The organism is Lysobacter daejeonensis GH1-9, assembly GCF_000768355.1.
GTDB lineage: Bacteria > Pseudomonadota > Gammaproteobacteria > Xanthomonadales > Xanthomonadaceae > Aerolutibacter > Aerolutibacter daejeonensis.
On record NZ_AVPU01000003.1, the window covers coordinates 124,691 to 138,572 of the forward strand.

Sequence of the window (13,882 nt, forward strand, 5' to 3'; positions counted from 1 at the left end):
CATGCCGGTACAATGTGCGGATGCCCCTGATCACCCTGCAGAACGTCGATTACAGCATCGGCGGCCCGTTACTGCTCGACAACGTCGAGCTGTCCATTGAACCTGGCGAACGTATTGCGCTGATCGGCCGGAACGGCGCGGGCAAGTCCACGTTGCTCAAACTGCTGTCCGGTGACCTGCATCCGGATGACGGCGAGGTGCGGCTTGAAGGCGGGGTACGTGTTTCCCGACTGGAGCAGGAAGTGCCCACCGATGCCGAAGGCAGCGTCTTTGACGTGGTCGCCGCCGGCATGGGGGAGTTGGGCCACTGGCTTGCCGAATACCACCACCTAAGCCACGCCGAGCACGTGGACACCAACCGGCTGGCCGCGGTGCAGGCCAAGATCGAAGCCGCCCACGGCTGGAGCGTGGACCAGCGTGTCACCGAAACCCTGACCCGGCTGGACCTGGACGGCGAGCAGGCGTTCGCGGGCCTGTCCGGCGGCATGAAGCGGCGAGTGCTGCTGGCCCGTGCGCTGGTGTCCGCGCCGGATGTGCTGCTGCTGGACGAGCCGACCAACCACCTCGACATCGAGGCCATTGACTGGCTGGAAGGCTTCCTCAAGGCCTGGCCGGGCGCCCTCGTGTTCATTACCCATGACCGCCGCTTCCTGCGAGCACTGGCCACCCGCATCGTCGAGATCGACCGTGGCCAGGTCACCAGCTGGCCCGGCGATTGGGCCAATTACGAGCGCCGGCGCGAGGAGCGGCTCAACGCCGAGGCGCAGGAAAATGCGCGCTTCGACAAGTTGCTGGCGCAGGAGGAAGTCTGGATCCGCCAGGGCATCAAGGCTCGTCGCGTACGCGATGAAGGCCGCGTGCGCCGCCTCAAGGCCATGCGCAACGAGCGTGCACAGCGCCGCGAGCAGCAGGGCAATGTGCGCATGGAAGTGGCCCAGGGCGAGGCTTCCGGCAAGAAGGTGATCGAGGCCCGTGACGTGTCGTTCGACTACGCCGGCAAGCCCATGATCAAACGGCTGGACCTCACGATCATGCGCGGCGATCGCATCGGCCTGATCGGCCCCAACGGCAGCGGCAAGACCACGTTGATCAAGGTGTTGCTGGGGGAGCTGGCGCCGACCTCGGGTGAGGTGCGACAGGGCACCAACCTGCGTGTCGCGTACTTCGACCAGTACCGCGCCACCCTGCGCGAGGATTGGAACGCACTGGAGAACGTGGCCGAGGGCCAGGATTTCGTCGAGGTAAACGGCAAGCGCAAGCACGCCATCGGTTACCTGCAGGACTTCCTGTTCACCCCGGAGCGCGCACGCGCGCCGATCACCCGCCTGTCTGGCGGCGAGCGCAACCGCCTGCTGCTGGCCAAGCTGTTCGCCCAGTCGTCGAACCTGCTGGTGATGGACGAACCCACAAACGACCTCGACGTCGAGACGCTGGAACTGCTGGAGGAACTGCTGGGCGAGTACGAGGGCACGTTGCTGCTGGTCAGCCACGACCGCGACTTCCTCGACAACGTGGTCACTTCCACGCTGGTGATGGAGGGTGACGGCAGGATCGGCGAGTACGTGGGCGGCTACAGCGACTGGCTGCGGCAGGCGGCGACGGTCCCGGGACGGCCGACCGTCGCCCAGGCCAAGGTTGCGTCCACCGCGCGCGGGAATGCGGCTCATGGGCAGGACGCCACTGCAAGCAGCGCTGCCGCGGCAACCAGCAGCACGAATGCGGTGCCTGGTTCTGGTGCCGTGCCGGCCAAGCGCAAGCTCAGTTACAAGGACGCGCGCGAATTGGAACAACTCCCTGTGCGGATCGAGCAGCTTGAGGCGGAGCTGGAATCCCTGACCGCCCAGATGAATGACCCAACCTTCTACCAGCGCGATGCTGCGGCGATCACCGCCCACACCAACAAGCTGGGCGAAACCCAGCAGGCCCTGGATACCGCATACGCGCGCTGGGCAGAACTGGACGGCTGAGGCGCGCAATGCTGCAGGATGACCTGTTCGGGAGCGGAGGCCGGAAACCGGTTGAGCTGCACCGGCTGTTCTTCGCGCTGATGCCAGACGAGGCGACGCGCGACCGGCTGCATCAGGCCGCCCTGCAATTGAAAGAGGCGAACGCACCCGGTGGGCGTTGGATCAACCCCCGGCGTTACCACGTGACGTTGCAGTTCCTGGGCGAGTTTGACGGCTTGCCCCAAACCCTGGCGACGCAGGCCTGTGCGGCCGCCGCCAGGGTCAAGGTGGCAGCGTTCCCGCTCGTGCTGGACCGCGCCGGCAGCTTCCGCAACCGCTCCATCCCATGGTGGCTGGGCCCCGCCGATGAGGTGCCCGGGCTTGCGACACTCTGGCACGACCTCGGCCTCGAACTGGCCCGGGCAGGGGTGCGGGTGCCGAGTGGCCAAGGGTTCCGGCCACATGTGACGGTACTGCGCGATGCCGACAGTGCATTGCCTGAGGCGCCCATCGCACCAGTCACCTGGCACGTGGACAACTTCACGCTGGTCCACAGTGTTCTCGGCGCGCAGAGTGCCTACACCTCGCTGGGCACGTGGCCCCTGGTGGGCTGAACCGCTCCCGTGGCGAATTCCCGCCCGAGTACGCGGGAGCGGCTGACGGAGTGGCGCCAGCACCGGCAACGCGTCCGGTACTGGCGCGGTTGAACGTCAGCGCTGCCTGAAATTGAATCCGGGCGACTTGTCCAGTTCGCCTTCGGGGGTCAGTACCGCAAAGCTCTTGCGATCGCCGTCCACCACCACCGGAATCGCGTCCTGGAACAGCGGACGCCGGACAAACCGGATCTCCCAGCCGAAACGCTCCAGTTCACTCAGCGTCTGCAACTGGGCCTCGTTGAGCTGCGCGCGCAGCGCACACGTACTTGTACCCGCCGTGTTCCGACGGTCCCTCAAACCATTATCTGCCATGGGCCCTCTCCTCCTCCTCTCCTGCAGACACCCAACGCAGGGCGAGGGCAGAATGGGTCGTCCGCCGTTGCCGGTCCGCCATGGCCACCCCTGATCCCCGCATCGACGCTTACATCGCCCGGTCGGCCCCGTTCGCCCGGCCGATCCTGGCCTACCTGCGGGACGTGATGGGCGGGGCCTGCCCGGAAGGTGAGGAGGCCCTCAAGTGGGGATCGCCGCACCTGACCTACAAGGGCAAGCTGGTCTGCGGCATGGCGGCTTTCAAGCAGCACGCCACGTTCGGTTTCTGGCAGGGCGGGAAGGTGCTGGGCGCCGCGGCCGGCCGCGCCGAGGCGGCGATGGGGCAGTTCGGGCGCCTGACCGAAGTGTCCCAGCTTCCGCCGCGCGAGGTGCTGGAGGACTACGTCCGGCGGGCCATGCGCCTGATCGATGAAGGCGCGACCCGCAAGCCCGCGAAAGCCTCGCCCCGACCCGCGCTGCCCGTCCCGGAGGACCTGGTGCGCGCCCTAGCGGCAATGCCCGCGGCGCAGGAGACCTTCGATGCATTCCCGCCGAGCCAACGGCGCGAATACATCGAATGGATCACCGAGGCCAAGCGCAACGACACCCGCCAGCGGCGGCTTGCCCAGGCCGTGGAATGGATGGCCGAAGGCAAACCGCGCAACTGGAAGTACATGAACTGCTGAGGTGTCCCTCAGCGCGGAGCCTGGTCCAGCCGCAGCACCGGATACAGGTTGTAGCGCGCATCCCACGAGGAATGGCGACGGGCGAAGAACTCCAGCCGCGCAGCCGGGTTGGCGGCGAAGCCGGCGTCCGCCTTCAGGCGTGAGTCGAACTCGGCCTTCACCGCCAGGTCCTTGAGCATTTCGCGGGCCACTTCCTCGGCCACATAGTCCTCCATGTACTCCTTGCGCTCGAAGGCGTTGTTGAACCCGCCCCACGCGGCGATGGAATCCGGTGCCTGCGGTTCCAGCAGCGCCATCACCAGCCGCGACTTGGCTTGGGCGATGGGCACGAAGAGGGCGCCGGCGGGAATGTCCGCGCGCTCCTCGCCCCATGCCCCCAGCAGCGTCAGGCGCTGGTGGCCTTCCACCGAGCCTTTGCCCGCTTCGGACTGGGTGGCGCGGAACGCCTGCACCGGGGTTTGCGTGAGTGCCGTGTCCAGACGCCGGTAGTCGACGCCGTGGATGTCCAATTGGCGGGCCACCGCGATGGCGTGCGCGGGGGGCACCACGTAGCCCGCGCGTGGCGCCGCCACGGTCAGCGACGGGACCACTTCGTCGCGGAGCGGCAAGTGCCAGATCTGCGGCTTGGTCTCGTCGTAGCGCGTCATCAGCGCACCCGATACCTCCGACGGTGTCCGCGTGTAGGCATAACCCCGGTAGGCGATCGTGCGCGCCTTGTCGGTAGCCTTGTAATCCAGCGCCACCGGCTGCCCGGCCACCGCCGCGGCTCGGGCATCGGCAGCACGCGCCTCCGCCTGCCAGCGCTGGCCATGGCGGGCGACCAGGTCCAACACCGCCAGGATGGTGTTGCGCGTGACCTTTACCCGATGCGGGTATTCGCGCCAGGAGTGCGTCTCCACCAGCATGCCGAGCCGGTTGCGCTGGGCGATGTAGCTCTGCGAGAAGCGCGGCGGCGCCACGCCGTCCTCGAAGCCCGACGCCGGATTGTCGTTCTCCACGAACGACGGATAGAACGGCAGTGGCAGTGAACCCTGCCTGGCCAGCGCGGCGATCACGCCGTCGCGCCATTCGGTACCGGCCTTGCTCAGGCCTGCATCGCCGCCATGCACCGGTTCGACCTGGATCGACACGTCGTGTTCGAACTTGGCGCCGTCGGTGACGTGCAGGTCCACGTAGGCCAGCGGGTCCCAGCGGTTCACCAGCGCCAGCATTGCCTGCATTTCCGGCGTGTCGGCCTTCACGTAGTCGCGGTTGAGGTTGTAGTTCTGCGCGGTGGTGCGCCAGCCCATTTCCTCGGGGCCGCGCTGGTTGGGGCGGTTCCAGCGTGCGAAGCGTTCGTGGCCATCGACGTTGAACACCGGCACGAACAGCAACACCTGGCGTTCCAGCGCGCCTTTGCCGGCCTTGCCCTCCAGGTTCTCCCGAAGCGCGAGAAAGCCTGCGTCCTTGCCGTCAATCTCACCCGCATGGATGCCGCCCTGGATCAGGGTGACCGGCAGGCCCCGGGCGCGCGCGGCCTCCGGAGTGAAGGCACCGGTCTTCGATACCACCAGGACCTGCATCGGGCGGCCCTCCGGCGTGGTGCCGAAGGACTCGCAGCGCACCGCGGCGGGGTAGGCTCGGGCGAAGGTCTCACACAGGCGGATGACCTCGTCGTAGCGGCCGGTGCGGACGAAGCCGGAGTGCTCGGAGATCGTCGCCAGGCCGCCGTTGTCGGCCGGCGTCGCGGTGGCGGTCGCGGACAGGCAGGCGAGGATGGCGGCAAGCAGCGGCATTCGGTTCATTCGACGGTCCGGAGACAAGGCAATCGCCGATGGTAAGTCCGGTCGGCTGTGAGAGACCCTGCTGGAGGTCACGACTACCAGCAGGGTCAATTGGGTAATGGCAGGCCCCAAACCGCCCTCGGGCGGGCTTGACCGGCTAAGGCGGCTTCGAAGATGAATGGGGGGAGGTGGAAAACACCCCCTGTGGATGGGGTAGGCTTTGCCCCTTTGCACCAAATCAGGGTCGCTCGATGTCGTCCACCACCAGCACCGTTGCCACCGCCAATCGCGGCCGCATGCCGCGGCAGATCCCCTACATCATCGGCAACGAGGGCTGCGAACGCTTCAGTTTCTACGGGATGCGCAACATCCTGGTGCAGTTCCTGATCACGGGCCTGTTGTTGCAGCACATCACGGCGGGCAGCGAGCGCGAACTGGCTGCCAAGGACCTGATGCATGAGTTCATGATCGGCGTCTACTTTTTCCCGCTGCTGGGCGGCTACCTGGCCGACCGGTTCTTCGGCAAGTACAACACCATCTTCTGGTTCAGCCTGATCTACTGCGCTGGCCATGCATGCCTGGCCATCTTCGAGGAGAGCCGCACCGGCTTCTTCACCGGCCTGGGCCTGATCGCGCTGGGCGCGGGTGGCATCAAACCGCTGGTGGCATCGTTCGTGGGCGACCAGTTCGACAAGTCCAACGAGAAGCTGGCCAAGGTGGTGTTCGACGCCTTCTACTGGATCATCAACTTCGGATCGCTGTTCGCGTCGCTGCTGATGCCGCTGTTCCTGAAGAACTACGGGGCCAGCGTGGCGTTCGGCATTCCGGGCTTGCTGATGTTCGTCGCCACTTTCGTGCTGTGGCTGGGCCGCAAGAAGTACGTGATGGTGCCCCCGGCGCGCACGCGTGACCCGCATTCGTTCGCCAACGTCATCCGCACCGCGCTCAATACCCCGCGCGAAGGCGAGGGTGCGCCCGGCCGGGCGCTGGCTGTTGCCGGCGTCGCGGTCGCGGTGGGCATGCTGCTGGGCTGGGCGCTGTCCGCGCTTGGCCTGGCCACATGGTGGCCGAAGGACTTCGGCTTCGTCATCACGTTCTGCCTGGCGTTGGTGGTGCTGGTGGCCGGCGTGGGCGGGGGCGCGTGGTTGCAGTTGGACCGTGCGCGCGGCGTGCATCCCGACGCCGCCATCGCCGGCGTGCGCAGTGTCCTGCGCCTGCTGGTGATCTTCGCCCTGGTCACGCCGTTCCATTCCCTGTTCGACCAGAAGGCCTCCACCTGGGTCATCCAGGGCAATGCGATGGCCAAGCCGGAATGGTTCGTAGCATCGCAGATGCAGGCGCTGAACCCCGCGCTGGTGATGATCCTGATCCCGTTCAACAACCTGGTCCTGTATCCCGCGCTGCGCCGTTTCGGCCTCGAGCCGACCGCGCTGCGCCGCATGACCGCGGGCATTGCCTTCAGCGGCCTGGCCTGGATCGTGGTCGGCCTGATCCAGCTGCAGATGGATGGCGGTACGCCGATGTCCATCGTCTGGCAGGTGCTGCCGTACGCATTGCTGACCTTCGGCGAGGTGTTGGTGTCGGCCACCGGTCTGGAGTTCGCCTACAGCCAGGCGCCGTTGTCGATGAAGGGCGTGGTGATGAGCTTCTGGAACCTGACCACCACCATCGGCAACCTGTGGGTGCTGCTGTCCAATGCCGCCGTGCGCAATGACACGGTGACCGGCCAGATAGCGCAGACCGGGTTCAGCGAGACTGCGTTCCTGATGTTCTTCTTCGCCGGTTTCGCGCTGGTGGCGGCGCTGGCCTTCGGGTGGTACGCGCGGCGCTACCCTGTCGTGGACAACTACCGGCCGGCGGATTGACCGCGTGCTGACCTTCGCCCTGATCGCGGTGACGGTGCTGGTGTCGTGGCTGGCGTTTGACCGGCTGCGACTGCTGGACCGGTTGACCCTGTGGCCACCGGCCGTCAGCCGCCAGCACCAGTACGACCGCCTGCTGACGCACGGCTTTGTCCATGCCGATTGGCAGCACCTGCTGCTCAACATGATCACGCTGTTCTTTTTCGGCCGGATGGTCGAAGGCGTGATCAGCCAGCTGATCGGTCCGTTTGGCTTTTTGCTGTTCTATCTGTCCGCGATTGTCGTCGCGATGCTGCCCAGCTACCTGCGGCACCGCAACGATGCGCGGTACCGCAGCCTGGGTGCGTCCGGCGGCGTGTCGGCGGTACTGTTCGCATTCGTGCTGCTGCAACCGTGGTCGCTGATCTTCGTGACCATCGTGCCGGTGCCGGCCATCCTTTACGCGGTGTTCTACGTGGGCTACTCGTTCTGGATGGACCGGCAGGGCATCGACAACGTCAACCACAGCGCGCACCTGGCGGGCGCGATCTACGGGGTGCTGTTCATGCTGTTGATGGAGCCGCGCGTGGGCGCGGTCTTCCTGGAACGGCTGCTCAGCCCCTCGTTCCTGCGCTGACGACGCGGGATCAGCCGGCCCTGCTTACGCGCAAGGCGGGCGCGGACTCGGGTTCCCCGTAGGTGTTGGTCAGCCGGTGGTGCACCAGTCTGTCGAGCTCGGCCGCGAGCGTGGCCGGGTAGACGTCGTCGCAGGACAGCTCATACAGTTGCTCCACCAGTGCCTCGTCTGAGAGGGCCTGGAGCGGCGTGGGATACAAAGTGGCCATGGTGGTTCCCCCCTGGAATGCGTGGACTGTGCATGATCCAACGCACTCGATCGGCGAAACCGGCAGCGCCGGCCTGCAGGCATGTTCACGCCGCGGTGCCATCCGGCACGCTCTGATATTGCCGACTTACCCTCGAGGCCTCGCCATGACCCATCCGGCTCCCGCCATCCACCACGATGCCGCCAATTGCCGCTTTGCCACCACGGTGGAAGGTGTCATTGCGCATCTGGATTACGAAGTGGAGGCCGGGGTGCTGGTCATCACCCACACCATCGTGCCGGCCGCCATCGGCGGTCGCGGTATCGCCGGGCAACTGGTACAGGCCGCCTTCGACCACGCCCGCAGGTGTGGCCTGAAGGTGCGCCCGGAGTGCTCCTATGCCGACGTCTGGGCGCGGCGACATCACGAGACGGTGGGTGACCTGCTGGGCTGACAAGCCCGTCATGCAATAACAGGCGGCCAGGTCGTCGCTGGCGGACCGGGCCCTGACGACCTGCCGGAGGGGCTGGATCGCGGCGCCCAAGCCCCCCAAAGCATGCAGCCTGGCCCAGTTTGTGCCAGCATGCGCCCCCCACCACGCGCCCGGCCCACGCCCCCCATGCGCCTGAACAAACACATCAGCGACACCGGTTTCTGCTCACGCCGCGAGGCCGACCGCCTCATCGGCGAAGGCCGGGTCACCGTCAATGGCATCCGCGCCCGCGTTGGCGCCGAGGTGGGCGAGGGCGACGAAGTGCTGGTGGACGGCCAGAAGCTGCAGGTCCGCACCGCCGCCAAGGGCCAGAAGAAGCACGTCTACATCGCGCTGCACAAGCCGGTGGGCGTGACCTGCACCACCGAGTCCGACGTCAAGGACAACATCGTCGACTTCATCGGCCACGAGAAGCGCATCTTCCCGATCGGCCGCCTCGACAAGGATTCCGAAGGCCTGATCCTGCTGACCAGCAACGGCGACATCGTCAACGAGATCCTGCGCGCCGAAAACAAGCTGGAAAAGGAATATCTGGTGGCGGTGAACCACGCGATCACCGACGAGGTGCTGCGCGGCATGGCCCGCGGCGTGCCGGTGCACGGCCAGACCACGCTGCCGTGCAAGACGGGGCGGCTGGGCAAGTTCGGCTTCCGCATCACGCTGGTGCAGGGTCTCAACCGCCAGATCCGGCTGATGGCGCAACACTTTGGCCTGCGGGTGAAGAAGCTGGTGCGCGTGCGTATCGGCAACGTGAAGCTGGGTCACCTCAAGATTGGCCAATGGCGCAACCTCACCGACGCGGAACTGCGCGGGCTGCTGCCCAACCGCACCGAGTGGTGACCCGCGGCGTCGCCGGACGCCGTTGTAACCAGGGCCGACGCCTGTTTTCTGGATGCGTTCATCACATGCCGACGGCTATGGTCGGCTGAAATTTCGACTGGATTGGACAACGGATTGCCTCCCCATGAGCCGTCTGCTGATTGTTGCATTGGTCGCCTTGGCGCTGGCTGCCTGCGAGCGTGAGAAACCCGCGCCGACGCCTGCTGCCGTCGCCACCGCCGAGCCCGCCCCCACGCCAGTCGCGCCGCCGACGGGGCTGCAGGACGTGGTGGAGAGCCAGCCGGGCTACATGGTGGGCATCACCTTTCCCAAGTCCGCGGCGCGCTATCCCGGGCTTGCGGCCGAGATCAAGGCGTACGCGGATGCGGCCCGCGCCGAACTGGTGACTGCCGCCAAGGGCAGGGGCGCCGACGGCAGCGCTGCCGAGATGTACGACCTGTCGCTCACCTTCAGCGACGTCCTGGAGACGCCCGACCTGGTGGCCGTGGCGGCTGACGGCAGCAGCTACACCGGCGGCGCGCACGGCAATCCGCTGCTGGAGCGCTTCGTGTGGTTGCCCAAGCAGAACCGGCGTCTGACCGCCGAGCGGCTGGTGCCCGATGCGAAGAACTGGAAACCGCTGTCCGACCTGATCCGCGAGCAACTGCACACTGCACTGTCGCAGCGCCTGGACGCGGATGAGCTCTCCCCCCAGGATCGCGCCGAGATGGCCCGCAGCGCGGGCCGCATGATCGACGAGGGGACCGCGCCCAATGCAACCAGCTTCCGCCAGTTCGAGCCGGTGCCGGGCCCGGGCGGCAAGCTGGCCGGGCTGAAGTTCGTGTTCCCGCCGTATCAGGTGGGGCCGTACTCCGACGGGGTGCAGTCGGTGCAGCTCCCGGCGTCGACGCTGCTGCCGCTGATCGGCCCCGAATACCGCGACCTCTTCGCCACCCAGTAAGCCCGCGCTATGCTGGCCGCGTTGCCCACCGAGGATGTGGACGATGGCGGCAGTGCATCCCTTCAAACACAGGGTGTCCGGCCTGTTGGCGCTGGCCGACGTGCGGATGGACGGCGAGCGCGACTGGGACCTGCAGGTCCATGACGAGCGCCTGTACGCAAGGCTGCTGGCCGAAGGCTCGCTGGGGCTGGGCGAGGGCTACATGGATGGCTGCTGGGACACCCGGAATCTGGACGGCCTATTGACCCGCCTGCTGCAGGCCCAACTCGACCAGCGCGTACATGGCTGGCATTGGGTGCTCGATGGCCTGCGCGCACACCTGACCAACCTGCAGACCCGCTGGCGCAGTCGCGAAGTGGGCGAGCGCCATTACGACCTCGGTAATGACCTGTATCGCGCCATGCTGGGCCAATGGATGGTGTACAGCTGCGGTTACTGGGCCCATGTCGACGACCTGGATGCCGCGCAGGAGGCCAAGCTGGACCTGGTCTGCCGCAAGCTGGGCCTGCGCCCCGGCATGCACGTGCTGGATATCGGCTGCGGCTGGGGCGAGGCCTTGAAGTTCGCCGCCGAACGCTACCGCGTGTCCGGTGTGGGCATCACCATCTCGAAGGAGCAGGCCGCGTTCGCGCGCGAGTTATGCGCCGGTTTGCCGGTGGAGATCCGCGTGCAGGACTACCGCGAGCTGCACGAGCCGTTCGATCGCATCCTGTCCATCGGCATGTTCGAGCACGTGGGCGTGCGCAATTACCGCACCTACTTCGACGTGGTGCGCCGCTGCCTGCGCGACGACCCGGCGACCGGGGGTGGCCTGTTCCTCCTGCACACGATCGGCACGAACATCTCCGCCACCCACACCGACCCGTGGATCGGTCGCTACATCTTCCCCAATTCGATGCTGCCGTCGGCTGCGCAGATCGCCAGCGCCGTCGAAGGTCGTTTCGTGGTGGAGGACTGGCACGGTTTTGGACCCGACTACGACCGCACGTTGCAGGCCTGGCGCAACAATGTGGAGGCGGCGTGGGACCACCTGCCGCCGCGCTACGACGAGCGTTTCCGGCGCATGTGGCGCTTCTATCTGGCGGCGTCGATGGCGACGTTCCGCAGTCGGCGCTCGCAGTTGTGGCAGATCGTGATGTCGCCACGCGGCGTGCCGGGCGGACTCACGGCCGTGCGCTGAAACCACCGCCGGCGCGAGCTGTATGGCCAGGGTGGAGGCGTTGACGCTGCCCGGAGAACGATGACTCCTCCGTTTGACCCGCGCGCGCGCCGGAGGGCAAGCAATTGCGGGCAGCTCGTTCGCCGTTGACCCGCATGGAGGCCATCAACAAGCTACTGCTGATCGGGCAGGGCGCCAACGACCCGCGCGTGAAGCAAGCCGAAAGCGACCAGATCGTGCAGGCGATGCAGGCACACTGAATTGAAGAAACAGTCCGGCGTCAGAACCGCAGTGTCGTCGTGGTCCCGCGCCCCGGTGCGGAGTCGAAACGCAACTGCCAGTGCAGGTGCTCGCACAGCCGCGAGATCAGGTCCAATCCGATGCCGCCGCCGCCGCGGTCGCCACCGCCGCGCGCCAGCTTGGCGTAGATCGCGCTGATCTCCTCCGGGCTCATGCCGTGGCCAGGGTCGTCGATCACCACGGTGGCGGGCGCCTCCAGCCGGACGCGGATTTCGCCGCGGTCGCTGTTCTCGATGGCATTGCGCAACAGGTTGCCGATGGCCGCCTGCACGATGGCCAGCGGTGCCTGGATCTCGCTGGCCGGCAGCGGGTCCACGCGTACGGTCAGCGCCTTGTCCTCCAGCAGATGGCGGTGGTCGTCCACGATTTCGGGCAGCAACTGGTCCAGGGCGATGCGGTCGCTCGCCTTGCCCAACTGCGCCGGCTCCTTCGCCAGCACCAGCAGCAGCGAGATCAGCTGCTCCACGTGCGAGGCCGTGCGCTGGATGCGTTCCAGCCGCTGGTGCACGTCGGGAGTGACGTCCGGCTGCGTCAGCGCGATCTCCGCGGCGCCGGAAATCACCGCGATCGGCGTGCGCAGCTCGTGGCTGGCGCTGTCGATGAAGGCGCGCTCGCGCTCGACGAAGCGGTCGTTGCGCCGCAGGTAGCCGTTGAGCGCCTCGGCAATCGCGTCGAGGTCGCTGCTGGCGGTGTGCGGCAAGCTCACTTCCTGGCCGGGCTGGTCCGGGCGCAGGTCGCCGATCTGCCGCGTAAACGCATTCAACGGCCGCACCAGGTGGTTGACGCTGAGCCACACCGCCAAGCCCAGCAGGAAGGTCATGGCCAGCGCCGCGCCCATCACCACGCGGGCCAAGTGCTCTTCGTGCTGCTCGAAATCGGTGATGTCGATGGTGAGCACGGCACGGCGTCCATCGATGTCCCGCACGAGCGCAGCGATCGGCATGCCGTCGTGTTCGATGTCGTCATACAGGCCGGGCGTCAGGGCCTGCAGGTCGGTAGGGATGGTGCGACCCGGGCTGCCGTCGTACAGGCGCATCGAGGCGGTGTCATGCCAGGCCGCGGCCGGGTCCTGGCTGCGCCGCTCGGCCAGGTAGTCCAGCTCCGACGCCAGAATGGCGCGCCAGACCAGGCGTTCGGCGTACTCGTTGGTGATGGCGCCGTAGGCAATGACGGCCAGGGTCAGCAGCACCAGGTACGCCAGCATGCCCAGCAGGATGCGCTGGCGCAGATTAGCCTTGGCCATGCATCGCCTCCGGGACTGGCGCGCCTTCGGTGGCAGGCCCCAGCCGGTAACCGACGCGGGGCAGGGTGTGGATCAGCTTGGTAGCGTCGGTGCCATCGACGCTGCGGCGCAGTTCGTAAATGTGCGAACGGAGCATGTCGCCGTCGGGCGGACTGTCGCCCCACAGTGCCTGTTCGAGGCGTTCGCGGGTGACGGCGGCGGGGCTGGCCTGCATCAGCACCTCCAGAAGCTTGCGGCAGGCCGGGTACAGGTGCAGCGGACGACCGCCACGGGTGACCTCCAGCGTGGTCAGGTCGTAGCGCAGGTCGGCCACTTCCAGCACGCGGGTGCGCCCGCGGCCGGTGGCGCGGGCTTGCAGGGCCTCCAGCCGCACTTCCAGCTCGGGCAAGGCGAAGGGCTTGGTCAGGTAGTCGTCGGCGCCGGCACGGAAGCCGGCGATCTTGTCGGGCAGTTCGTCGCGTGCGGTCAGCATCAGCACCGGCACGTCACGACCGGCCTCGCGCAGGGCGCGGACCACTTCATGGCCCTCCATGCGCGGCAGCATCCAGTCCAGCACGATGGCGTCGTAGGGGTGGTTCAGCGCCAGGTGCAGGCCGGTGCGGCCGTCGGGCGCGGCATCGAGCACGTGGCCGCGTGCCTCGAAGTACTCGAAGAGGTTGGCCACCAGGCTACGGTTGTCTTCCACCACCAGTATCCGCATGGAAGCGGGTGTCCTCGCGCCAAGAGCGCCTGAAACAGTCGGTCGGGCAGTCTGCGTGGGCCGATGTCGGAACAATGTCCGGGACGGCCCGTCGGCCCATGTTGGGCGGTGGCCGGGGCGGCGGCAAGCGCGGAAATGTGAACCCCGTAACGCCTGTAACGAGCCTTTTACAAGCCTCC

General features: G+C 67.1%; 14 protein-coding genes and 1 pseudogene. 10 read left to right on the forward strand and 5 right to left on the reverse strand.

The annotated features are described in order from the left end of the window. The first annotated feature begins 20 nt into the window (after nt 1–20). Both N800_RS02860 and thpR read left to right on the forward strand, forming a co-directional pair. Nucleotides 21–1,967 (forward strand): ATP-binding cassette domain-containing protein, encoded by a 1,947-nt coding sequence (locus N800_RS02860; protein ID WP_036134560.1) that lies wholly within the window; start codon nt 21–23, stop codon nt 1,965–1,967. Nucleotides 1,968–1,975: 8 nt separating this feature from the next. Further along, nucleotides 1,976–2,560, forward strand: coding sequence for an RNA 2',3'-cyclic phosphodiesterase (gene thpR / locus N800_RS02865; protein WP_052107850.1), 585 nt, complete (start codon nt 1,976–1,978; stop codon nt 2,558–2,560). Between the two features lie 96 nt (nt 2,561–2,656). Here the strand turns inward: thpR and N800_RS02870 are convergent, their stop codons facing one another. Continuing rightward, a complete protein-coding gene (locus N800_RS02870) occupies nt 2,657–2,914 on the reverse strand; it encodes a hypothetical protein (protein ID WP_052107851.1) in 258 nt (85 codons plus the stop codon). 80 nt (nt 2,915–2,994) lie between these two features. On the opposite strand from N800_RS02870, the gene N800_RS02875 reads away from it, so the two are divergent. Then, on the forward strand, nt 2,995–3,600 hold the full coding sequence (locus N800_RS02875) for a YdeI/OmpD-associated family protein (RefSeq protein WP_036134562.1): 606 nt from the start codon (nt 2,995–2,997) through the stop codon (nt 3,598–3,600). Nucleotides 3,601–3,608: 8 nt separating this feature from the next. Here the strand turns inward: N800_RS02875 and N800_RS02880 are convergent, their stop codons facing one another. Next, entirely contained in the window at nt 3,609–5,384 is a 1,776-nt protein-coding gene (locus tag N800_RS02880) for a M14 family metallopeptidase (RefSeq protein ID WP_036134563.1), read from the reverse strand. A 230-nt stretch (nt 5,385–5,614) separates the two neighbouring features. Here N800_RS02880 and N800_RS02885 point away from each other — a divergent pair, with 230 nt between their 5' ends. Both N800_RS02885 and N800_RS02890 read left to right on the forward strand, forming a co-directional pair. Then, nucleotides 5,615–7,228 (forward strand): POT-type proton-dependent oligopeptide transporter, encoded by a 1,614-nt coding sequence (locus N800_RS02885; RefSeq protein WP_052107852.1) that lies wholly within the window; start codon nt 5,615–5,617, stop codon nt 7,226–7,228. Nucleotides 7,229–7,232: 4 nt separating this feature from the next. Continuing rightward, nucleotides 7,233–7,841 carry a rhomboid family intramembrane serine protease gene (locus tag N800_RS02890; RefSeq protein ID WP_036134565.1) on the forward strand — a complete coding sequence of 203 codons (609 nt, stop codon included), beginning with the start codon at nt 7,233–7,235 and terminating at the stop codon, nt 7,839–7,841. Nucleotides 7,842–7,851: 10 nt separating this feature from the next. Here N800_RS02890 and N800_RS02895 read toward each other — a convergent pair whose 3' ends face one another. Beyond that, nucleotides 7,852–8,049: a hypothetical protein gene (locus N800_RS02895; protein ID WP_036134567.1), complete on the reverse strand. Its 198-nt coding sequence runs from the start codon at nt 8,047–8,049 to the stop codon at nt 7,852–7,854. 145 nt (nt 8,050–8,194) lie between these two features. Here N800_RS02895 and N800_RS02900 point away from each other — a divergent pair, with 145 nt between their 5' ends. The 5 genes and pseudogenes from N800_RS02900 to N800_RS16415 form a co-directional block, all read left to right on the forward strand. Further along, complete coding sequence (locus N800_RS02900; protein WP_036134568.1) at nt 8,195–8,482, forward strand: GNAT family N-acetyltransferase; 288 nt, start codon at nt 8,195–8,197, stop codon at nt 8,480–8,482. Between the two features lie 165 nt (nt 8,483–8,647). Further along, complete coding sequence (locus N800_RS02905) at nt 8,648–9,361, forward strand: pseudouridine synthase (protein ID WP_036134570.1); 714 nt, start codon at nt 8,648–8,650, stop codon at nt 9,359–9,361. A gap of 124 nt (nt 9,362–9,485) precedes the next feature. Beyond that, nucleotides 9,486–10,301: a DUF3298 and DUF4163 domain-containing protein gene (locus N800_RS02910; protein ID WP_036134572.1), complete on the forward strand. Its 816-nt coding sequence runs from the start codon at nt 9,486–9,488 to the stop codon at nt 10,299–10,301. Nucleotides 10,302–10,344: 43 nt separating this feature from the next. Next, on the forward strand, nt 10,345–11,481 hold the full coding sequence (gene cfa / locus N800_RS02915) for a cyclopropane fatty acyl phospholipid synthase (RefSeq protein ID WP_036134574.1): 1,137 nt from the start codon (nt 10,345–10,347) through the stop codon (nt 11,479–11,481). A gap of 95 nt (nt 11,482–11,576) precedes the next feature. Continuing rightward, a pseudogene (locus N800_RS16415) lies at nt 11,577–11,714 on the forward strand (alpha/beta hydrolase family protein); the annotation flags it as partial. A 26-nt stretch (nt 11,715–11,740) separates the two neighbouring features. Here N800_RS16415 and N800_RS02920 read toward each other — a convergent pair. Beyond that, entirely contained in the window at nt 11,741–13,003 is a 1,263-nt protein-coding gene (locus tag N800_RS02920; protein ID WP_036134576.1) for a sensor histidine kinase, read from the reverse strand. Then, nucleotides 12,990–13,703 (reverse strand): response regulator transcription factor, encoded by a 714-nt coding sequence (locus tag N800_RS02925; protein ID WP_036134577.1) that lies wholly within the window; start codon nt 13,701–13,703, stop codon nt 12,990–12,992. The genes N800_RS02920 and N800_RS02925 overlap by 14 nt, the downstream gene beginning before the upstream one ends. Between the last annotated feature and the right edge of the window lie 179 nt (nt 13,704–13,882).